The organism is Caballeronia sp. SL2Y3 (genome assembly GCF_022879575.1).
GTDB lineage: Bacteria > Pseudomonadota > Gammaproteobacteria > Burkholderiales > Burkholderiaceae > Caballeronia.
On record NZ_CP084263.1, the window covers coordinates 162393 to 184397 of the forward strand.

The 22005-nt window shown below is 63.1% G+C and carries 19 protein-coding genes and 1 pseudogene; 15 read left to right on the forward strand and 5 right to left on the reverse strand.

Translation table 11 applies throughout. From position 1 onward, the window contains the following. Positions 1-87 precede the first annotated feature (87 nt). From LDZ26_RS25705 to LDZ26_RS23090, 4 genes and pseudogenes are all read right to left on the reverse strand, one after another. Positions 88-1073, reverse strand: a pseudogene (locus LDZ26_RS25705) (ABC transporter permease). Next, entirely contained in the window at positions 1070-2050 is a 981-nt protein-coding gene (locus LDZ26_RS23080; protein WP_244851624.1) for an ABC transporter permease, read from the reverse strand. Before LDZ26_RS23080 ends, LDZ26_RS25705 begins: the two are co-directional and overlap by 4 nt. Then, positions 2047-3618, reverse strand: coding sequence for a sugar ABC transporter ATP-binding protein (locus LDZ26_RS23085; protein ID WP_244851625.1), 1572 nt, complete (start codon positions 3616-3618; stop codon positions 2047-2049). Before LDZ26_RS23085 ends, LDZ26_RS23080 begins: the two co-directional genes overlap by 4 nt. Before the next feature lie 36 nt (positions 3619-3654). Further along, positions 3655-4782 carry a sugar ABC transporter substrate-binding protein gene (locus LDZ26_RS23090; RefSeq protein ID WP_370650774.1) on the reverse strand — a complete coding sequence of 376 codons (1128 nt, stop codon included), beginning with the start codon at positions 4780-4782 and terminating at the stop codon, positions 3655-3657. Between the two features lie 534 nt (positions 4783-5316). Between LDZ26_RS23090 and LDZ26_RS23095 the strand changes: the two genes are divergently transcribed. From LDZ26_RS23095 to LDZ26_RS23165, 15 genes are all read left to right on the forward strand, one after another. Further along, complete coding sequence (locus LDZ26_RS23095) at positions 5317-6171, forward strand: transporter substrate-binding domain-containing protein (RefSeq protein WP_244851627.1); 855 nt, start codon at positions 5317-5319, stop codon at positions 6169-6171. A gap of 7 nt (positions 6172-6178) precedes the next feature. Next, positions 6179-6841 carry an amino acid ABC transporter permease gene (locus tag LDZ26_RS23100; RefSeq protein ID WP_244851628.1) on the forward strand — a complete coding sequence of 221 codons (663 nt, stop codon included), beginning with the start codon at positions 6179-6181 and terminating at the stop codon, positions 6839-6841. A gap of 9 nt (positions 6842-6850) precedes the next feature. Further along, positions 6851-7501, forward strand: coding sequence for an amino acid ABC transporter permease (locus tag LDZ26_RS23105; RefSeq protein WP_244851629.1), 651 nt, complete (start codon positions 6851-6853; stop codon positions 7499-7501). Then, on the forward strand, positions 7501-8310 hold the full coding sequence (locus LDZ26_RS23110; RefSeq protein WP_305038327.1) for an amino acid ABC transporter ATP-binding protein: 810 nt from the start codon (positions 7501-7503) through the stop codon (positions 8308-8310). Before LDZ26_RS23105 ends, LDZ26_RS23110 begins: the two co-directional genes overlap by 1 nt. Then, positions 8307-9542, forward strand: coding sequence for a M20 family metallo-hydrolase (locus LDZ26_RS23115; protein ID WP_244851630.1), 1236 nt, complete (start codon positions 8307-8309; stop codon positions 9540-9542). The genes LDZ26_RS23110 and LDZ26_RS23115 overlap by 4 nt, the downstream gene beginning before the upstream one ends. A 10-nt stretch (positions 9543-9552) precedes the next feature. Next, the gene (locus LDZ26_RS23120) at positions 9553-10251 is read left to right on the forward strand and encodes a DUF1989 domain-containing protein (protein ID WP_244851631.1); all 699 of its coding nucleotides are present in this window, start codon (positions 9553-9555) and stop codon (positions 10249-10251) included. A gap of 141 nt (positions 10252-10392) precedes the next feature. Further along, positions 10393-10944, forward strand: a complete 552-nt coding sequence (locus LDZ26_RS23125; RefSeq protein WP_244851803.1) for a cupin domain-containing protein — start codon at positions 10393-10395, stop codon at positions 10942-10944. Positions 10945-10960: 16 nt separating this feature from the next. After that, a complete protein-coding gene (gene speB / locus LDZ26_RS23130; RefSeq protein ID WP_244851632.1) occupies positions 10961-11914 on the forward strand; it encodes an agmatinase in 954 nt (317 codons plus the stop codon). 249 nt (positions 11915-12163) lie between these two features. Then, positions 12164-12823, forward strand: coding sequence for a carbonic anhydrase (locus LDZ26_RS23135; RefSeq protein ID WP_244851633.1), 660 nt, complete (start codon positions 12164-12166; stop codon positions 12821-12823). A 111-nt stretch (positions 12824-12934) separates the two neighbouring features. Next, a complete protein-coding gene (locus LDZ26_RS23140; protein ID WP_244851634.1) occupies positions 12935-14476 on the forward strand; it encodes a SulP family inorganic anion transporter in 1542 nt (513 codons plus the stop codon). Between the two features lie 169 nt (positions 14477-14645). Further along, complete coding sequence (locus LDZ26_RS23145; protein WP_244851635.1) at positions 14646-15239, forward strand: TetR/AcrR family transcriptional regulator; 594 nt, start codon at positions 14646-14648, stop codon at positions 15237-15239. Positions 15240-15290: 51 nt separating this feature from the next. Then, complete coding sequence (locus tag LDZ26_RS23150; RefSeq protein ID WP_244851636.1) at positions 15291-16775, forward strand: MFS transporter; 1485 nt, start codon at positions 15291-15293, stop codon at positions 16773-16775. 171 nt (positions 16776-16946) lie between these two features. Continuing rightward, positions 16947-17906, forward strand: coding sequence for a chemotaxis protein (locus LDZ26_RS23155; protein WP_244851637.1), 960 nt, complete (start codon positions 16947-16949; stop codon positions 17904-17906). Then, positions 17903-18217, forward strand: coding sequence for a hypothetical protein (locus LDZ26_RS23160; protein ID WP_244851638.1), 315 nt, complete (start codon positions 17903-17905; stop codon positions 18215-18217). Before LDZ26_RS23155 ends, LDZ26_RS23160 begins: the two co-directional genes overlap by 4 nt. Before the next feature lie 362 nt (positions 18218-18579). Beyond that, on the forward strand, positions 18580-19296 hold the full coding sequence (locus tag LDZ26_RS23165) for a YrzE family protein (RefSeq protein ID WP_244851639.1): 717 nt from the start codon (positions 18580-18582) through the stop codon (positions 19294-19296). A gap of 100 nt (positions 19297-19396) precedes the next feature. Here LDZ26_RS23165 and LDZ26_RS23170 read toward each other — a convergent pair whose 3' ends face one another. Then, positions 19397-22000 carry a 2-oxoglutarate dehydrogenase E1 component gene (locus LDZ26_RS23170; protein ID WP_244851640.1) on the reverse strand — a complete coding sequence of 868 codons (2604 nt, stop codon included), beginning with the start codon at positions 21998-22000 and terminating at the stop codon, positions 19397-19399. Between the last annotated feature and the right edge of the window lie 5 nt (positions 22001-22005).

Here is a 22005-nt window from a genome sequence, read left to right on the forward strand (position 1 = left end):
GGACATTGGATGCCGGAAGAAAGGCACCGCCGGCTCGGCACGGACTCGCATTTGCGGACCTACAGCGACGAGCGATTGCCCCGCTTTCTACGCCTGCCGCTTGCTGCGCCCGTACAGCAGCAGCATCGCCGCGATCACCACGCCGTAGATGATCTGGCGCCCTGCCTCCGGCATCTGCGCGACGGAAAGGATCGACTGTAGAAGCGTGATGAGAATCGCGCCGGCCACGGTTCCGAGGTACGATCCCCTGCCGCCCAGAATCGACGTGCCGCCCAGCACGACCGCCGCGATGGCGGGCAACAGGTAGGCATCGCCCATCGACTGCGCGGCCTTCGATGCGTACCCCGCCAGCAGCACGCCGCCGAAGGCTGCGAACCCGCTGCACACGGCAAACGCGGCCACGGTGACCAGTCGCGTGTTGATGCCCGAAAGATAGGCCGCGCGTTCCGTGTTGCCGATGGCGTACAACGTCCGGCCGAAGGTCGTGCGCGACAGCAGGAACATCGTGGCCGCGCCGATCACGACCCACAGCGCCACCGCGTTCGGCACGCCCGGCACGAGCCAGCCTGCCGCGAGCCATCGCATCACGTCAGGCGCGGAATCCTGCGGCGAGATCCCCCCGTGTAGACGATCATGATGCCCTGCGCGACGGCATTGGTCGCGAGCGTCGCGATCATCGACGGAATGCGCAGCAGCGCGACGAGCACGCCGTTGACCATGCCGATCAGCACGCCGCAAGCGATGCCGGCCGGAATCGCGAGCACGCGTCCGAGCTCGCCGTGTCCCGCGACGGCGCACGCCATCATTGCGCCTACCGTGATCGTCCACGGCAGCGACAAGTCGATATGGCCGAGCAGGATCACCATCATCAGCCCGGTCGCGATAATGCCGAGAAACGCGCCGACCTTCAGCTGCAACAGGATGTACTCCGGCGACGTGAAGCTGCGCGAGAACATGCCGCCGACGAGCAGCAGCGCGACGATGCATCCGAACGCAATCAAGATCGGCTTGTCGATTCTGCGCGCGAGCCTCGACACGAACGTCGTCCGGCCGTTTGCGGAAACGTCGCTCATTGGAACCACTCCAGGCGGTTGCGGACCCTGAACAGCCCGCACGCGCCGATAGAAACGGCGAGCAACAGGATGATGCCCTGAAAGAGCGGCTGCCACAGCGCATCGACGTTGAACACGAACAGCAAGTCACCGATCGAGCGGAAGGCGAATGCGCCGAAGATCGCGCCGATGGCGCTGCCCCGGCCGCCGAGCAGCGACACGCCGCCGATCACCACGGCCGCGATAGAAAATAAGGTGTACGAATTAGCGCTGCCGAGGCTCGCTTCGCCGGTGTCCGTGAAGAACGTCAGAAACAGCCCTCCGATCGCGGCGAGCAGTCCGGCGAGCGTGTAGCTCGCCAGCTTCGCCCGGCGGATAGGCATGCCCGACAGAAAGGCCGCTGGCTCGGAGGAGCCGGTTGCGTAAGCCGCGCGCCCGAGGGCCGAACGCTTGAAAGGCACCCAGACGATCACCACGGCCGCAAGAAGAATCAGCAGGCTCGCCGGCACCACGCCCGCGACTTTGCCGGTCAGTGCGTCGGCGAGATCCTCGTTGATCGATCCGCCGGGCACCGGGCGCAGCAGCAGCGCCAATCCGTAATAGACGGCGCCCGTGGCGATGGTCGTGACGATGGGCTGCAGACGGCCGAAGATGATGATGACGCCGTTGAGCGCGCCGCACAGCGCGCCCGCCGCGAGCACGCCGGCGATGCCGAGCGCGCTGTGCGACGCGTCGCCCGTCACCATCCACGATGCAAGGCAGTTCGTGAGCACGAGCATCATGCCGATGGAGAGGTCGATGCCCGCCGTCAGCACGACGAGCGTCTGGCCCATCGACACCAGCGCGAGCAACACGGCCTTGTTCGCCGCCGTCTGCACGACGTTCGCCGACAGGCTCGACGGATAGTTGATGAGGTAGATCGCGAACATCAGCACGAAGAGGCCGAATGCGAACGCCGACCCGCGATTTTCCGCATACCAGTAACGCAAGCCGCTCATGGCGCGACTCCTTCTGAAGCCGAAGTTTGACCGACCGGCAAGTCCAGCGCGCTCGCAATGAGGCTCTGCTCGGTGATGGCCGAACCTGCGAGTTCCTTCTTGATCCTGCCTTCGTAGAGCACGAGCACGCGGTCGCAGCAGCCGATCAGCTCGTCGTAGTCGGTCGAATAGAAGACGATGGCGGCGCCTTCGTCGGCGAGGCGCCTGAGCAACTGATAGATCTCCTGTTTCGTGCCGACGTCGATGCCGCGCGTCGGATCGCAGAGCAGCAGGATTCTCGGCTGCCGGATCAGCCATTTGGCGATGACCACCTTCTGCTGGTTGCCGCCCGATAGCGAGTCCACGGCGGCATCGAGGCTGAACGACTTGATCGCGAGCAGGCTCATCATCCGGTCGACGAACGACTGCTGGCGGCCGCGATCGATCACGCCCGCCGTGGACATGCGATCGAGCGCGGCAAACGACAGGTTCTCGCGCAAGGACATCGGCAGCATCAGCCCTTCGGTCTTGCGATCCTCGGGAATGAGCGCCATGCCGATCCGGTCGGCGCGCGCCGCGCGGGGGCTCGCAACGGAAACAGCACGGCCATCGATCTCGATCTCGCCCGCGCAACCGCGCAGAACGCCGAACAACGCGAGCAACAACTCGCGCTGGCCTTGTCCGTCGAGGCCGCCCAGCCCGAGGATCTCGCCGCGCCGCAACGAAAAGCTGACGCCTCGAAGCGTGTCGTTCCATGCGAGATCGCGGCAGGCAAGCACGGGCTTGGCTGCGCTGTTTGGCGTAGCTTCGTCGGGTTCGCGTTCGGGCTTGTCGGGGAAAACGTGCTGATACTTCCGCCCGATCATCATCTCGACGACCTCGTTGTCGGTGCGCGTGCCCGCCTCGAAACTCATCACATGACGGCCGTTTCGGTAGACGGTGCATTCGTCCGCGAGCGCTTTCACCTCGTGCATCCGGTGCGAGATAAAGAGCAGCGCGAGCCCTTCCTCGCGCAGGCGCTTGAGCACTTCGATCACGCGCGCCACGTCGGCTGCGGTCAGCGCCGAAGTCGCCTCGTCCAGAATCAGGATGCGCGGTTCGTGCGCGAGCCCCTTCGCGAGTTCGACCATTTGCTGGCGCGACAGCGGCAGGTCGCGCACTTTCGCGAGCGGATTGATGTCGTGCGCGCCCGCGCGAGCGAGCGCGGCCTCGGCCTGGCGGCGCTGCGCCCGGCGATCGATCATGCCGAAGCGGCGCGGCGGATTCGACGCGAAGATGTTGTCCGCCACGCTGAGATCGGGGACCAGCGACAGCTCCTGATACACGCAGACGATGCCGGCCGCGTTGGCTTCGGCCGGCGACGCGAACGAGACTTCGCGGCCGTCGAGATGCATCGTGCCCTTGTCCGGCTGCACGACGCCCGACATCACCTTCAAAAGCGTGGACTTGCCCGCGCCGTTTTCGCCGAGGACCGCGTGGATGCGTCCCCTGCGCACCGCGAGCTCCGCGTTATCCAGCGCGACGGCGCCGCCATAGCTCTTCGAAATCCCGGACATCTGAAAGAACGGCTGCTCTGCATCCCGCCGCATGCTTCGTCTCCCGTCTTCTCGTCGGCGATGATCCGCTTATTGATTACCCTGACTCTGCTTCATGATTTCTTGCGCCGAGAAGTTGATGCCGCACGTCGGAAACGAGTTGCCGACGAAGAAGTTGTCGGACTCGTTCGGGAAGTAGTTGACGCCAGCCTTGAGCTTCGAGTCGTCCGTGATGTCGAGCGGCAGCTTGATCGCGACCGGTATCGTCTGGCCGTCGAGCGCGGCGAGCGCTGTCTTGATCGCGACGGCCACCTGCGCGGGACCGCTTCCCGCCGACGTGCATTTCAGGCCCTGGCTGCCATACTGCGCGCAGAACTTGCGAAAGCCGTTTTCCGTCTCGCCGCCGAACGGCACGAACGGATGCTTCGCGTCCAGCATCGCGCGCACGACACCCGTGTCGCCGCCTTGCGCCGAGATGCCATCGAAATGGCCCTGTACCGCGATGGCGTCGGCGGCGGCCTTCTGCGCGACGCCGTCGTCCCATTTGCCATAGACCTGGACGATGTTCCACTTCTTGCCTGTCTGGTCCAGCGTCTTCTGGAAGCCGTTGTGCCGGTCGGTATCGACCGATGTGCCTGCCACGCCGCGAACTTCGAGCACCTTGCCGCCGTTCGGCACGTGATCCGCGAGCCACTTGGCCCACAGCACGCCGAGCCCGTATTGATCGACGTCGACGTTGATCGCGTCTTCGCTGTCGAGCGTGTTGTCGAATGCGATCAGCACGACCCCGGCCTTCTTCGCGCGGCGAATCGCCGGTCCGAACGAGGACGGGTTCTGCGCATCCACGATGATCGCGTCGTAGCCCGCGTCGATGAAGTTGTTGACGGCCGAGATCTGCGCCGGCACGTCCTCGCCTGTCGAGACGACCTTGAACTCTTTCAGCTTCGCGGCGACTGCCGGTTGCGCGGTGTAGGCCTTGGCCGTCTTGATCATTTGAATGCGCCAGGTGTTCGCGATATAGCCGTTCACGAGCGCGATGCGGTACGGCGCGTTCTTCTTCGGATACTTGATGAACTTCGTGTCGCTCTTCCACGGGACCATGCACGTGGGGTCGCTGGCCGGGCCCGAAACAATCGATGCCTGCGCGAAGGCCGCGCTTGCGCCTAGCGCGAGCGCCGTAGTCACTGCCACTCGAAGCACCTGGATTCCTGCAAGCATGGCGTCTCCTCTTTGTTGGAATGGACTTACCGGCTGCTGGCGCACATGGCACGTCGTGATGCGCGGCACGGTGTGCGAGGCCCGTGCGAGAGGCCAGAACGGCACGCGCGTACGCGTTCGCGTCTGACAGTACTGACTTACCTAGCCACGCGCGATAGTGGTTTACGAGCGTGCGCAATGCTTGCCGAAGCCGTGGTGGATTCACATCCATCCGCGCTGAAGGAATGCTGCGTTGCACATGAATCGGCGTGTCCATTCGATGATGCTCCGCAGGACCGCGGCAGCCGCAGCCGCAGCCGCTCTCGCTCGTACCGGCGAGGCATTACCGCGCCGCCCACTCCAAACCGGTGCACGAGGTACGCGGCGGTGCATCCGCCGAGCCCTTTCTCCCCTCTTCCAGTGCATGTCGGCAGGCGAAGGCCCGTGCGTCCTGGGGTGTCACGTTGGCACGCTTCATGCCTAATGAATTCCATTCACGTTACTTGAATATCCTTCCTGGTGTTTTCAAAATCGTTTATCCGCAACGGGAGTGTCATGAACAAACATCTTCGCCATTTGCTGACCGTGCTCACGGGCGCGCTCGCCCTCAACGCCGCTTCGCCGTCATTCGCGCACGCGGACGATCTGCTCGGCCGCATCAAATCCAACAAGGAAATCACGATTGCGACGGAAGCGCGTTACGCGCCTTTCGAATACGTCGATAACGGCAAGATCGTCGGCTATGACGCCGATCTGATGGCCTACGTCCTCAAGTCCCTACCGGACGTAAAGGTCAAGCAACTCGACTTGCCCTTTCAGGGTTTGCTGCCCGGTCTCGATGCGAAGCGCTTCGACATCGTCGTGACTGCGGTGACTGTCAACAAGGACCGCGCGGATCACTTCGCGTTCACCGTGCCCGTCGCCGATGCAACGACCGGCGTGCTCACCCGCGCCTCCGATGCATCGATCAAAGCGCCCAACGATCTGAACGGCAAGGTGGTCGGCTCGCAGACCGGCTCCGCGCAGTTGCAGGCGCTGATGGCGCTCGACAAGAAGCTCAAGGACGCGGGCGGTCCGGGTCTCAAGCAGATCAAGCAATACGTCGCGTTCGACGAAGCGTATGCGGACCTCGCCGTCGGCCGGCTCGATGCCGTCGCACAATCCGTCGCCAATCTCGGGCCGCTGATGAAGTCGCGTCCGGGTGTGTTCGCGGTGCTGCCGCAGACCATCGGTCCGAAGAGCTACTTTGCGTGGGTCGCGCGCAAGGACACCGACAGCGCCGCGCTGCTGAAGCTCTTCAGCGATGGCATCGCGAAAGCGAACAGCGACGGCACCATGAAGAAGCTGCAGGAGAAATGGTTCGGCTCGACGATGGACGTTCCGGCGACGCTCCCCGCGCCTTCCATCTGACATCGCCATGAACGGTCCCGATCTGCTCACGCGCTCAATCGGCTACTTGCCGCAATTGCTCGACGGCGCGCTGACGACGCTTCTGCTATCGGCGGTCGCCGTGTGCTGCGGCTTCTTCGTCGGCGTGTTCGTCTACACGATGTCGGTCAGCGACAGCCGCCTGATGCGCGCAACGGCGCGCGTGTATGTCAGCGTGCTGCGCGGCACGCCCGTGCTCGCGCAACTGCTGGTGTTCTATTACGTGCCGTCCGCGCTCGGGCTTGCGTTGCCGGGGCTCGCGGCAGCGGTGATCGGGCTGTCGCTCAATACCGGCGCATATCAATCGCAGATTCTGGGCGCGGGCTTTCGCTCGATCGCGACCGGGCAGATCGAGGCGGCATCGACGTTCAATCTCACGCGGCGTCAGACCTTGTGGCATATCGAAGTGCCGCAGGTCGTGCGTGCGACGCTGCCGGCGCTGGTGTCCGAGATGATCGATATCGTCAAGGCGTCGGCGGTGGTGTCGGTCATTTCCGTGACGGATCTGATGCGCGTGGGACAGCAGCTTTCGTCGTCCACGTACCGGCCGCTGGAGGTGTATGCACTGGCCGCGGTGTTTTATCTGGCGATCACGTCGCTGCTTGCGGGCGCGGGTCATGTGTACGCGCTGCGTGCAACTCGGCGTGCGTGAGGAATCGGCATGCATGACTTCATCGCGCTCTTTCCGCGCTTCATCGAAGCAATGGGCGTTACGCTCGAAGTGAGCATGCTTGCGGCGCTTATCGGCATCGTCGCGGGGTTCGCCTTGAACGCGATGCGTCTCGCGCTCGGCCGTCCGTTCAGGCTCGTATATGGCGCGTTCGTCTGGCTGGTGCGCGGCACGCCTTATCTGTCTCAGCTCGTGATCGTCTATTTCGGGCTGCCGGTCATCGGCATGACGCTGACGGCCGTTCAGGCCACGATTCTTTCGCTCGCGTTCTACTCGAGCGCCTATTTTGCAGAACTCTTTCGCGCTGCATGGGCGAGCGTTCCACGCGGCCAGCTCGAAGCCGCCGCCGCATTCGGCGTGAGCCGGCGCGATGCGTTTCGCGCCATCGAGTTACCGCAGGCGCTCGCGTTCGCCGCCCCGCTGATCGCGAACCAGACCATTCTCGTCATCAAGGAGAGCGCGGTCGCGTCGATCATCACGGTGCCCGAATTGACGTTGACGGCAAGCGATATCGTCGCATCGAGCTACACGTATATCGGACCTTATGCGCTCTTGATCGCGTGTTACTGGCTGCTCACGCAAGCCGTCTCGCTGATCGCGCAGGCGGCCACATCCCGAATCTCGTTTCTGAAGAAGACATGATGAGCGACCTTCCGATTCTCAAGCTGCGCGCCGTCGGCAAGTCGTACGGCGAGAACCGCGTGCTCAAGGGCATCGACCTGGACGTGATGCGCGGCGAGATCGTCACGCTGATCGGGCCGTCCGGTTCCGGCAAGACCACCGCGTTGCGCTGCATGAACTTTCTCGAAGCCTACGACGAAGGCGAAGTTTGGATCAAAGGCCAGCTGCTGGGCTATCGATCGGAAGGACGCACGGCGAAGGACCGCGACAGCGAAGCGACCATCGCCGAGGTGCGCCGTCCCATATCGATGGTCTTTCAGAAATTCAACCTCTGGCCGCACATGACCGCGCTCGACAACGTCGCGACGCCGCTCGTGCTCGCCAAAAAAATGAAGAGACGTGAAGCGCGCGAAATGGCGCAGGCTGCGCTCAAGCGCGTGGGTCTGGAACACAAGGCCGATGCATATCCGGCGCGACTGAGCGGCGGACAGCAACAGCGTGTGGGGATTGCGCGGGCGCTGGCTATCGAACCGGAAGTGATTCTGCTCGATGAGCCTACGTCCGCACTCGATCCCGAACTCGTCGAGGAAGTGCTCAACGTGATTCGCTCGCTCGCGCAGGAGGGCATGACGATGGTGATGGTCACGCATGAGATGAGCTTCGCCGCGAAGATCTCCGACAAGGTCGTGTTCATGGAAGCGGGAAAGATCGTCGAAGCCGGATCGCCCGCGCAGTTGTTCGGCAATACCCGCACGCCGCGGTTGCAGCAGTTCCTGAAACCGTGGCTCGAACGCAGCTTGACGATTGCAAGCGAAGGAGCGACGTCGTGATCGCAAGAAAGATAGCGCACACCGTGAACCAGGACCGTCTGCTCGAATCGATCGACACGCTCGCCACCTTCGGCGCGCGCGGCGACGGCGGCGTGGACCGGCCCGCGCTCGGCGAACGGGATATCGAAGCACGGCGCTTTCTGATCGACCGTGCGCGTGCGCTCGGATGCAGCGTGCATGTCGATGCGTGCGCAAATCTGTTCTTCCGCCGCGAAGGCGATGCGGCGCTCGCGCCGGTGATGACCGGAAGCCACATCGACACCCAGCCGACCGGCGGCAAGCTCGACGGCTGTTACGGTGTGCTGGCGGGCTTCGAAGTGCTCGCTGCATTGAACGATGCGAACGTGCGCACGCGCCGCCCGCTCGAAGTCGCGATCTGGACGAACGAGGAAGGCACACGCTTTTCTCCGGGCGCGATGGGGTCGAGCGCGTTCGTCGAGCCGTCGCGCATGGCGCGTTATGCGGATGCGCGAGATTCGAGCGGCATGACCTTGAGCGCGGCGCTGGACCATCACAGCAGCGCGTTTCCCGAGTTGCCTCGACGCGCGCAGGATGAAGCGGCACACGCTTTCGTCGAACTTCACATCGAACAGGGTCCGCAACTCGAAGACGCCGATGTGCCGCTTGCCGTCGTCAGCGGCATTCAGGGCGTGCGCTGGTATGCGTTTCACGTGCAAGGCATCGCGGCCCACGCGGGCACCACGCCGATGCCGCTACGTCGCGACGCCATGACGCTCGCCATCGCGCTGCGTCAGGAACTCGATGCGATCGCCCACGAACTCGGCCGCGCCGATACGCGCGTCACGTTCGGGCGCTGGAGCATCGAACCGAATTCGATCAACACGATCCCGTCGGCGGTGAGCTTCACCATCGACTTTCGTCATCCGGACGCGACCGTGCTCGCCGCGTTCGATCAGCACGCGCACGCCATCGCGCAACGTCATGGCGCGCGCATCGAAGCGTTGTTCACGCATGCGCCTGTCGCGTTCGATGCGTCGGTGTTGTCGTGCATCGACCAAGCGTGCCGCGCGCTCGATGCCCGCGCGCTGCATCTGACCTCGGGCGCGTTTCACGACGCGATGTATCTCGCAACGCATTGCCCGACCGGAATGATCTTCGTGCCGAGCATCGACGGAATTAGCCACAACCCCGCCGAAGCAACGGACGCCGGACATCTCGTACTCGGCGCACGCGTGCTCGCCCATTGCCTCACCACACTCTGCAACGACTAAAGGAACCGACATGAATGCCCTCGGCACCACCCTCGCAAGCACCGACGACAACGGCCATGAAACCGGCGTGAACGCCACGCTGAACGAACCGATCTCGCCGGACGGCACGCCGGAAATCGGCACGACCTACACGGTGCCCGCCCGTTGCGGCCGCGCGGTTCGCGTGAAGGCGGGTCAGACTATCCGCATCGCCAATCCGCACGGCACGCAAGTGTGCGATACGTGGATCTTCAACGCGCAGCATCTGAACGAGTTCCTGTCGTTCGAACATACGCGCGCGTTCATCGACAAGATCATTCCGCAGCCGGGCGATCCGCTCGTGACCAACCAGCGACGCCCGATCGCAGAACTCGTCGCGGATACGTCGCCGGGTGTGCACGATACGCTGATTGCCGCATGCGATCTGTATCGCTATCGCAATCTCGGTGTCGAGCACTATCACGACAACTGCGCGGACAACTTGCGGCTTGCGCTGAAGGCCATCGGTCTGCGCACGAAGGAAGTGCCCCAGCCGCTGAATCTGTGGATGAACATTCCGGTCAAGCCGGACTATTCGATCGACTGGCTGGCCCCTGTCTCCAAGTCCGGCGATTACGTCGACATCAAGGCCGCGATGGACTGCGTCGTCGTGATGTCGGCGTGCCCGCAGGATATCATTCCGATCAACGCGCTCAACCCGCTCGAAGTCGAGTTCACGGTGCTCGCATAAGCGCGCGCCTCATCCTTTCGATGGTGTTCATTCGTGGCCAGCAAACGACCTTCTTCACCTGCAGCGCGCACTTCGAGTAGAGCCGAGACCGCACCGGCATCCGCCGCCGATGGTCTCGGCACGCGTCTGCGTCATGCGCGCATGGTGCGGCACATGACGCTCAGGGCCCTCGCGGGATCGGCGGGCTGCTCGGAGAGTCTTCTTTCAAAGGTGGAAGGCGGCCACGCGACGCCATCGCTCGCCATGCTGCATAAGCTCGCCATTGCGCTCGACACCAACATCGCGGCGCTGCTCTCCGCGCCGACTCTCACGGCTTCGCCGGTGCAGCGTGCGAGCGAGCGGCCCTCGGTGCGCTTTCCGGGCGCGCGAGCCGCTCCGCCCGCAGGCAAACGCAAGCGTGCCGACGGATCGATCATGCTCGAACGCTTAGTCGTTCCGAGTCCCGGCCAGTTGCTTCAGGGCGATATTCACGTGCTCGAACCGCTCGCGCGCAGCGACGAGCAGATTCATCACGTCGGCGAAGAACTGGGCTATGTGCTCGAAGGCGAACTGGAACTCACGCTCGGCGATCAGAGCTATTCGCTCAAGGCGGGCGATTCGTTCTATTTTCCGAGCACCGAGCCGCACAGCTATCGCAATCCGGGCGATACGGTCACGCGCATTCTGTGGGTCAACACGCCGCCCACGTTCTGATCACTGAATCCCTATCATGGCCAGCACCGATCTTTCGCAGATGCAGTTGCCGCGCTTCGCGGGCATCCCTACTTTCATGCGCGTGCCGTTCGAGCGCGATCTCGCCGCGCTGGATATCGCGCTGGCGGGCGTGCCCTTCGATGGCGGCGTCACCGCGCGTCCCGGCGCACGCTTCGGCCCGCGCGAAATCCGCAATATGTCCACGATGATGCGCGCCATTCATCACGTCACGCGCTTCAATCCGTTCGAAGCGTGCCGCGTCGCGGATATCGGCGATGTGCCATTCGAGCATCTGTACGATCTCGAAGCCGCGCACGCCGATATCCGCCGCTTTTTCGAGCCCGTGTTTCGCGCAGGAAAGATGGCGCTGATTGCGGGCGGCGATCACTCGATCACGTATCCGGTCTTCCAGGCTATCGCGCCGAAGCAACCGCTCGCGCTCGTGCATATCGAAGCGCACACCGACACATGGGACGCGTTCAAAGGCTCGAAGTTCACGCACGGCGCACCGTTCAGACGCGCAGTCGAAGCAGGTCTGCTGGACCCCACGCGTACCATTCAGATCGGCATACGCGGCGCGCAGAATACCGACGAAGGCTGGCGCTATTCACTGGATCACGGCATGCGCGTGGTGTTCATCGAAGAGTTCGAGGAACGCGGTCCGGCTGCGATCGTCGAAGAAGCGCGACGCGTGGTGGGCGATGCGCCCGTCTATCTATCGCTCGATGTCGACGGTCTCGATCCGGTCTTCACGCCCGGCACCGGCACGCCGGAGATCGGTGGCCTGACGACGCGCGAAACGCTCGCGCTTTTGCGCGGGCTCGACGGGCTGAACTGGGTCGGCGGTGATGTGGTGGAAGTGTCGCCGCCTTATGACCCGAGTGGCAACACCGCGCTTGTCGCCGCGACGATGATGTACGAGATGCTGTGCCTGTTCGCGGCGCGTCTGGCTCGATCGAGCCGAAGCTAGCGGGCGTCGAACGATCGTTCGTTTGAAGGTCACGTCATTCAGGCGCTAATACACCTGTCGAGCGTGAGGCTCGACTGCTCTCCTTTCAGCTCAATTGCATCTTATGGCTTCCATTACGCCGAAGCCGATACGCGGAAAGACTTCCCGACATCCCACCACCCAGCCTCCAACTATTTTTCATACAGTTCGAAACTTTTCGTGTGAAAGCGTTTCGTAATATCGGTCTGCAATTCAACTTGAGAGAGTCGCATGAATCGATTGAAACACATGTTGGTAGCAAACATTGCCTGGGCCCGTGAAACGGCTGAAACCGATCCGCAATTCTTTCCACAACTCGCGCAAGGGCAAAGTCCCAGGGTGCTGTGGATAGGCTGCGCGGACAGCCGCGTGCCCGCCGAGACCGTCACACAATGCAATCCGGGCGATCTCTTCGTTCATCGGAACATCGCCAATTTATTCAGTCCTTCCGACGACAACACCATGAGCGTGATCGAATATGCGGTCAAGGTGCTCAAGGTGGATCACATCATCGTCTGCGGGCACTACGGCTGTGGCGGCGTGCGCGCGTCGTTGCTGCCGTTTTCGCGCGATCTTCCGCATGTGAATCGACGTATTGCGCCGCTGTGCGCGCTTGCCGATGCGCATCGGCAAGAGCTCGAAGGCTTCTCCGACCTCGACGCGCGCACGAACCGGCTCGCGGAACTCAATGTGCTCGAACAAGTGCGCCTGCTGCGCGCCGAGCCTGTCGTGCGTATGCGCGAGACGCCGCCGCTCGTGCACGGCTGGATCTTCGGCCTGCACGATGGGCGCATCAAGGAACTCGCATCCGCTTATGGCGATGATGCAGCCCGACGCGCAGAACCCGCGCCTTCCGAAGCGCTCAGGACAGCGGAACTCGTCACCCGCTGACTCTCGCTCATTTCTCGGGTGATTTCTCGGCTCATTCAGTGTGTTCGGATTGCAGCGTGGTTACTTACGACGCCGCAAGCCGGAAACCCGCCATCAAAGATCATGAAGAACATGGAACCAGCCAATCGTTTAGCCGAACTTCCGCGCGATATGTTCGCGGGCACAGTCGTTTTTCTCGTAGCGATGCCGCTATGTCTGGGCATTGCCAATGCGTCGGGCGTCGAGCCATTCGCGGGGCTCCTGTCGGGGATCATCGGCGGGCTCGTCGTTGCGTTGCTGAGCGGTTCGCAGCTCAGCGTGAGCGGACCGGCCGCAGGGCTCATCGTCATCGTGGTGGATGGCATTGCGGGCCTCGGGAGCTTCTCTGCATTCCTGCTTGCGGTCTTGCTATCGGGCGCCATTCAGTTCGGCTTCGGCTTGCTCAAGGCGGGGCGCTTCGCGGCATATGTGCCGTCGTCGGTCATCAAGGGCATGCTGGCGGCTATCGGCCTCTTGCTCGTCATCAAGCAGATACCGCTCGCCGCGGGTTTCGCCAATGCAGGCGCGCCGGCTGCAAGCGGCGCTGGAATGCTGAACACGCCGCTCGGTCCCGTATCGATTGCCGCGAGTGTCGTCGCCATCGTTTCGCTTGCCATGCTCGCTGCCTGGGAAACCCGCGCGTGGCGCCGCTTCGCTATCGTGCGCGCGGTCCCCGCGCCGCTCGCGGTCGTGGCGCTCGGCATCGGCATGACGTTGTTGCTCGATGTAGTGGCGCCCGGCTTCGCGCCGCCCGCGCAGCATCGTGTTGCGTTGCCCGCACTCGAATCGTTCGGCGCGTTCACGGCCGCGCTCGAACTGCCGAACTTCGCCCAACTCGTCAATCCGGATGTCTGGCGTCTTGCAGTGACGCTTGCCATCGTCGCGAGTCTGGAGACCTTGCTCAGCCTCGAAGCCGTCGAACAACTCGATCCGAAGAAGCGCCCCGCGCATCCTGACCGCGAGTTGAAGGCGCAAGGCATCGGCAACATGATGGCGGGCGCGATAGGCGCGTTGCCGATCACATCGGTCATCGTGCGCAGTTCGGCCAACGTGCATGCGGGCGCGCAAAGCCGCTGGTCATCGTTTATTCATGGCGTGCTGCTGCTCGTGAGCGTGTTCGCGCTGACGAGCGTGATCAACCTGATTCCGCTCGCCTGCCTCGCGGCGATTCTGATCTTCACGGGCCTCAAACTGGCGAAGCCATCGCTCTTCGCCGCAATGGCCCGGCAAGGCTTCGAGCGCTTCGCGCCGTTTATCGCCACGATTGCAGGCGTGTTGCTGACCGACTTGCTGATGGGCATCCTGCTCGGCATAGCATGCAGTCTGCTGCTGGCGCTGCGCGCAAATCTCAAGCGGCCCATCACCATGGCGCAGCACGACGATCACTATCTTCTGTCGTTCCGCAAGGACGTATCGTTCCTGAGCAAGGTGACGCTCAAGCATCATCTGGCCACGATCCCGAATGGCGCGACCGTGATCTTCGATGCCACGCGCGCCGACCATGTCGATGGTGACGTGCGCGAGATCATCGACAGGTTCATTGCGGATGCCCCCGCCAGAGGCATGCACGTGGAATGCAGGCAGATGCCGCCTGCGGAACAGCCGCATGTGCGCATGCGGCTCAGAGCGGAGTAGGCATCATGGGTCCGCGATAGCAATAACGCCGATTCGTCGGAGAGAACGAAGCCCGGCGCGTGCGCCGGGCGCTTCTACTTCGAACGCGCACACGCCCCTACGTCAGCCGTTGACTTTGGAACTGACTGGTTCCTATAATGCAGTCACTTCAAGGAAGCATTCATCGCCCATGACGAACACCGCTGTTGGCCGCCCTCGTGAATTCGAACTGACCGATGCGGCGCGGGACGCCATGAACGTCTTCTGGGATCGAGGATACGAAGGCGCGTCCCTTTCGGATCTCATCGAAGGGACCGGGTTGTCGCGCGGGAGCCTTTATAAAGCCTTCGGGGACAAGAAAGGGCTGCTGCTGGCGGCGCTCGACGTCTACATGTCCGAAGGGCTCAAGGCCACCGCTGACATTCTTTCCCGGTCCGGCGCGGTGAAGGACGCAATCAGGGAATCGTTGATGCGTTATGTGCGGTTGTCCGTGGGCGATGCCGGGCGGCGCGGGTGTCTCGTGGTCGCCATGACCACGGAACTGGCCGGGCGCGACGCAGAGGTGGTCGAACGCACTGGCCGGATGTTTCGGCGCTTGCAGCAGATCTATGCCGCCGCGATCGTGCGCGGACAGGCCAGCGGCGAGATTGCCGAGGGCGACGAGCAAGCATTGGCGCGCTTCCTGGTTTGCCAGATCGAGGGCATGCGCGTTCTGGGAAAAACCGGCGTCCCTAAGGCGGACATGATCGCGCTCGTCGACATCGCAATGAGCATCCTCGACTAAATTTTTTTGGCCAATTAGGAACCGAATGGTTCCAAACAGGAGCCTCTTTCCATGCCTCGAAACGATACGTCAGCCGACCCGCGTCGCTGGGCCATGTTCTCGGTCCTTCTTGTCGGTGCATTTCTGCCGCCGCTGGACTTCTTTATCGTCAATGTCGCGCTGCCTTCGATCAGGGAGGACTTCGGCGCATCATCGTCAGCCGAGCAGGCCGTCATTTCGGCTTACGCCGGTTTCTACGCGGTCACCTTGATTACCGGCGGGCGGCTAGGCGACTTGTTCGGACGCGGCCGTGCATTCTTTCTCGGCTTGCTCGGCTTTGCAGCGGCGTCGACGCTATGCGGCTTCGCCAGTTCGCCCTGGACGCTGGTCGCCGGACGCGCGCTGCAAGGACTGACGGCTGCCGTCATGGCACCGCAGGCGCTCGCTTCGATCCAGGCGATCTTTCCTGAATCGGAGAAATCGCTCGCGCTCAGCCTCTACGGCGCAGTCTTCGGCCTGGCTGCCGTGGCCGGGCAGGCGCTGGGCGGCGTCCTGATTTCGCTTAATTTGCTGAATCTCGGTTGGCGCGCGATCTTCCTGATCAATCTGCCGCTGGCCATCCTCGTCGTGATGTTCGGTGTTCCATTGATCAAGGAAACACGTGCGCAGGAAGCACGTAAGCTCGACCTCGTCGGCACGGCGCTATCAGTGATAACGCTGGCTGCGCTGATCGTGCCGCTCATCGAAGGGCGCGACGCGGGGTGGCCCTGGTGGGCATGGCTGTCGCTGCTTGCAGCGCCCGCGCTGGCGTGGCTCTTCTTGCGCTATGAGAGCCGGCTAGCGATCAGGGGCGGCGCTCCCCTGCTCGACCCCGCCGTTCTGCGCGCACCGGGGCTGGGTCGCGCGCTGCTCATCGCGCTGCTGCTGTACTCGATCGGTACCTTCTTTCTCCTGTTTTCCATCTATCTGCAGAGCGCCCTGCACGTCGATCCTTTAAGCGCGGGCCTGGTCTTTCTGCCCTTCGGCGTGGGCTTTCTTCTGGGACCGTTGTCGACACCCTTCTTCTCGCGAATCCTCGGCTCCTACGCTAATCCGTTCGGCATGGGGCTGGAAATCGTCGGTATCGTGAGTCTCGCGGGGCTTGTCGCCGTGACGCCGGTGGGCACCTCGCTCGCGTTCGTGCCGCTCGCTATCGCTCTCTTCATCATCGGATTCGGGCAAGGCGTCGCGCTGCCAACACTGATGCGAATGGTGACGGGCCGCGTCGCACCAGCCGTTTCCGGAATGATCGCCGGGATCGCCAGTTCGACACTGCAAATCAGCACGTCGCTGAGCGTCGCCATCATCGGCGGAATCTTCTACTCGGTTCTCGGCCAACGCCACGATCCGACAGCCATTGCGCACGCCTTTGTCGTCGCGATGTACTGTATCGCGCTGTGCCTCGCCATTGGCGCAGGACTAGGCGTGTCGCTCGCTCTTTCGCCCGGAAGGCAGGCCTTGTCCCGGCCGACACCCGCTCGAGACTGGTCCGTAAACGCTCGTAGCCGCGAAAGATAGGACTGCCGCCGGACCATCCCGGCGAACGCGAAACGCGCCGGCAGCCATCGTCGTGATGACATTTCGCGGCAGACCTCGTGTGTCCAGCGTTTACCCGCCCTTCAAGAAGTCCTGGCATTTGCCGATAGACGAGTACTTAGACGACATTTTCCGATGACAGAGGCGCAGGGAATGACCAATAACGACCACGATATCGAGCAGCGAGTCAGGCTCGCCGGCAACAACATGTTCGAGCTGCTGCTCTTTCGCCTGGGAAGCGCACCGCGAACCGGGGAACGCGAGCTTTACGGCATCAACGTGTTCAAAGTGCGGGAAATTGTCGAGATGCCGACGTTGACGGAACTCGCCGGCTCATCGGACAAGGTCCTCGGTGTGGTCGATGTGCGCGGCGAAATCATCCCGGTCATCGATCTGGCCGCAGTCACCGGTTGCGTCTCTCGCGGCAAAAGCAGAATCCTGCTCGTGACCGAGTTCGCGCGTACGACGCAAGGCTTCGCCGTCGAGGAAGTCGATGACATCGTGCGCCTGGACTGGAGCCGCGTGCTCTCGGCAGAAGGACATTCCACCGGCCGGGCCGTAACGAGCATTGCGCGGCTCGATCCGCATGCGGGCGGACGGCTCGCTCAAGTGCTCGACGTCGAACAGATTCTGCGCGACGTGTTGCCTTCGAGCGAGCCGGAGATCACCGTGGACAACACGGGACGCCTCGTTCTTCCGCGCGGCGCGAAGGTGCTGGCTGCGGACGACTCCGGCGTCGCGCGCGCGCTGATCGAAGAGAGCCTGAATGCGATGGGCGTGCCGTACATCATGGCGAAAACCGGAAAAGAGGCCTGGGAAGTGCTCGAACGCGCCGGAGAGAAGGCCGCCCAAGCGGGCCGCAAGGTCACCGACGACATCGCGCTCGTGCTCACAGACCTCGAAATGCCCGAAATGGACGGATTCACGCTCACGCGAAAAATCAAGGCAGCCGCTGACCTTCAATCCATCCCCGTCGTCATTCATTCTTCGCTGTCGGGCTCGGCGAACGAACAGCACGTGCGAAAGGTCGGCGCGAACGCCTACGTCGCAAAGTTCGTCGCGTCGGAACTCGCGGAGGTGATGCGCAACGCCATGGCGGGAGCGGCGGCATGAACCAGACACCCGATCCGAACGCATCGCGACGATTTCCCTACAGCATTGGAACCAGCGCGGTATGGCGGATAGATGCGACGAGGAAGCTAACGCTGTTCCTCGTTGACGCGTCGATGCCGCTATACAACGTCGTCATCGGCGACGTTCGTTTTTTCGCTAACGCGGAGCAGGCGTTGGCCTTCGCGGAGCAACTCGAAGCTGCACCGGACGAGCGCCCTTCGCGGCCGGCCTGGACCTGGGTGTTCGAAAGCGGTTTCGAGAAGTCGATCGATGGTTCGCCGAACAAGAAATGGCGCTTGCAAGAGGCGTGATGCGGTGGCGTCGAGGGGAACGGCGCGTCTTCTCGAACGCCGCCGATCTGGCCTTCGCCATCTAACGACGAACGATTTGCTTCGGTGTACGTAATAACAGTACGCCAGCCCTGGCAAGCGAAATACGGCCCTTCTGCGACCGGTGTGTTCTTTCTGAAGATCGCCGCAAACATGCGCGCGAGCTGTGCTTCTTGCGTTCGCCACCTCGAATTCCACTGAACTGCTGACGCCGTCGAATAGACGGCGGCCGCCGGGCAAACGCGGCTACCAAGGCGTTCGTCGGTGTTTATCCCTCCCCCGCGCGGCACGACGTTTGCGGGACTGTTGGCACCACAAACGGTTGCTCACTATCGGAGACATCGATGAAACTCTTGACGACTCGGGACGGCCTGCCGCGGCTGTCATGGGGGGCGATCATCGCCGGCGTGATCCTTTCGATGATCGTGTATCTGATCATGAGCGTGCTCGGGACCGCCATCGGCGCATCTCTGCTTGCGCCGATGTCGAAGCCTGACGCATTACGAGGCTTCGGCTTCGGCTCGGGCGTATGGGTGATTATTACGACCGTGCTTGCGGTTTTCATCGGCTCCTACTACGCGGGCCGCTGCGCGCCGGTGCTCGGATGGCTGCATGGCCTGCTTTCGTGGGCCGTGATGACGCTATTGATCGTCTACGGGATGACGTCGCTGATTACCGGCGCGGTCAGCACCGCCGGCAGCGTCGCGGCGACGAGCGCGCAAGTCGGCGCGACTGCCGCCAACCAGTCGGGCGGCGGCAGTCAGATCATCGATTCCGCGAAGCAACAGCTGCAAGCAGCGGTTGCGTCGGCGGCGTCGGCGGCATCCAGTCCCGAAGCCGAACAGGATGCGCGACAGGCAGCAGAAACGGCGGCCAAGGGCGTCGCCCGCGCAAGCTGGTTCTCGTTCGCCGCACTGGTCGTCGGCGCGATCATCTCCATCGTCTCCGGGGGCGCGGGCTTTCGTCATCAACCGCCGTTCGAGGAAGACGGCGGCTCGGCGGTGGACCGCGACGCGGCATCGGGCCGTAACCGGCCGGTATCGAGCCGCGGGCGGCTCTGAACAGGGCGGCGAGAGTCAGCCGCAAGTGTCCGGCTGAGCATCGGATGGCGAGGGATCGGCTGTCGCGAGAAGCCGTCCCGCATTCCCTCGCCATTCCGATTCAGAGCGAATCCGCGTGCAGTGCGGCGGCGACGATTCGCAACTGCTCCCGCCGATGCGCTGCCACGGTGGAATGAGCGCCGGCCGGCGTTTCCTTGCGGCATGCATTGCGCAGGGCGCAACCGGCGGGGAGTACCTTCTCCAGTTCTTCCCGAACGAATCGCCATGCCCCCTGGTTTCGGTCCTCCTCCTGCGCCCACACGATACTGCGCAAGTTGGTGAACCGGGCGAGCGCGCGCCTCAGTTCGTCGTGAGGGAACGGATAAAGCTGCTCGACACGGATGATCGCAGTCGAGTCGTCCCGGGATTCATCGCGAGCGTCGCGCATTTCGTAGAAGAACTTTCCGCTGCATAGCACGACGCGTTTAACGGCAGTCGCATCGGCGATGCGTTCGTCGTCCAGCACGCTTTGAAATGAACCCTCGGCCATCTCGCGCAGCGGCGCATGCGACGCCACGTTGGCGTAGAGCTTCGACTTCGGAGACATGACGATGAGCGGGGTCCGATGCTGCGCCGTCGCCTGCTGCCGAAGCAGATGGAACCATTGCGCGGAGGTCGAAGGCACGACGATCCGCATGTTCTCATCCGCACATAGCTGAAGGAAACGGCCGAGGTAGCCGCTCGAATGCTCCGGGCCCACGCCCTCGTGACCGTGCGGCAGCAAGACCGCAAGCGCCGACTCATAACCCCATTTGAATTCACCGGCGGCAATGTACTGATCGACGAAGACCTGCGCGCCGTTGACGAAATCGCCATATTGCGCTTCCCACACGGTCATCGTTGCTCTGGTTTGCACGCTGTAGCCGTACTCGAATCCGAGCACGGCTTCCTCGGTGAGCGGCGAGTTGACGATGTCGAATCTTCCTTGGTTCGCAGCGATAGCATTGAGCGGTACGTGGCTGTGGCCCGGCACGTCGTGCGCATCCTGCGCATGCCATACAGCATGGCGATGCATGAACGTGCCGCGCCCCACGTCGAGACCCGAGAGCCGAATATCATGCCCTGCTGCGAGCAACGAGGCATACGCCATGTTCTCGGCGAAGCGCCAGTCGGCCGCGCGTTCTTCGTCCGCGACGGTGTCCTGCCACTTCGCGAGCATCGACGCGACGAGCGGATGGACCGACACGTCCTCCGGCACGCGGGTAAGCGCAGCGGTCAGCTCCCGCAACTGGCCTAGCGACAGCTGCGCGGTGGTCAGGTTCGGCTCGGTCGTGCCCATGTCGCGACGATTCTGAACGATGGCTTGTTCAACAGTCTCATTCGACGCGAGTCTGCGCAACGCTTCGTCCCGCAGGCCGCGAAGCGCCGTACCGCCACCCGTCGCGATGTAATACAGCTCGGTCACGGTCGGATGCATGTCGATGGCCGTCTGCCATAGCGGTTGCGTGACCGAAGGCACGTCATGCTCCGAATGCCCGAGCCGCCGATAACCGATCAGGTCGATGACGATATCGGCGCGGTGCTGCTTGCGATAGTCATACGCGAACCGCGCGGCACGAAGAACATCTTCCGGATGATCGGCATTGACGCGCAGGACAGGTGCATCGATCATGCGGGCGACATCGGTACAGTAAGCGTGGTCGCGCAGGTTCATCCGGTTCGGCGTGGTGAAGCCGATCTGATTGTTCAGGATGACGTGGATCGTGCCGCCCAAACCATAGCCGTCCTGGCGCGTCATATTGAGCGTTTCCATGACGACGCCCTGCCCGGCGAAAGCGGCGTCTCCGTGCACGACGACGGGTACGCAGTCTTGACCGGGATGGTCATCCAGCCATGCGCGCGCCATTCCGCTGATCACCGGATACACGCTTTGCAGATGAGAAGGATTGTGTGCGAGCAGCACCGCGACGTCTCCCCACGACGTGCGCTTCGTGACTTCACCGCCGAGGTGATACGGAAGGTCCGTCTGGATAGCCCCGAGATCCGATCCGGGATCGAGGCGATCCATCATTCGTTCTGCGGGGAACTCCATCACGTTGACGAGCGTGTTCAGGCGTCCCCGATGGGGCATGCCGAGAAACAACTGCCGCGTGCCATCGCTTGCGGCGCTTTCTATCAAGGTGTCGAGAAGCGGAATGAAGCTCTCGCAGCCTTCGAGCGAGAAGCGCTTGGCATCGTCATGGCGTGCCGCGACGAACCGCTCCCACATCTCCGCGTCGAGAAGACGCGCGAGTAGTGCCTTGCGCTGTTGCTGCGTCGGCTTGGGCAGCGTGAGGTCCCGCTCCATGCGTTCGAAAAGCCAGGCACGGCGCAACTCGTTGCGCACGCCGCTGCAATCGAGCGTCAGCGCGCCGCAATAAGCGCGCTTCAGTTGGTCCTCGAGTTGCCCGACCGTCGCGGCCGATGCAAACGGTGCAGGTGCGTTGCCGGCGGCGATCGCTTCAGACGCGTCGAGTCCGTGATAGCGCGGCGACAAGTCAGGCGCGTATCCCGGCGCCGAGAGTCCCAGCGGGTCAAGCGTCGCTATGAGATGACCGTGTTTGCGGTAAGCGTCGATCAGTGCCGCCGTTGGTGAGGCCGCCTTCGATAGCGCGGCGTCAGGCTCGCTTGCGCGGACGCTGGCTGCCTCGTGAACGAGCGCGGCGTCGATTGGGTCTTGGTACATGCTAT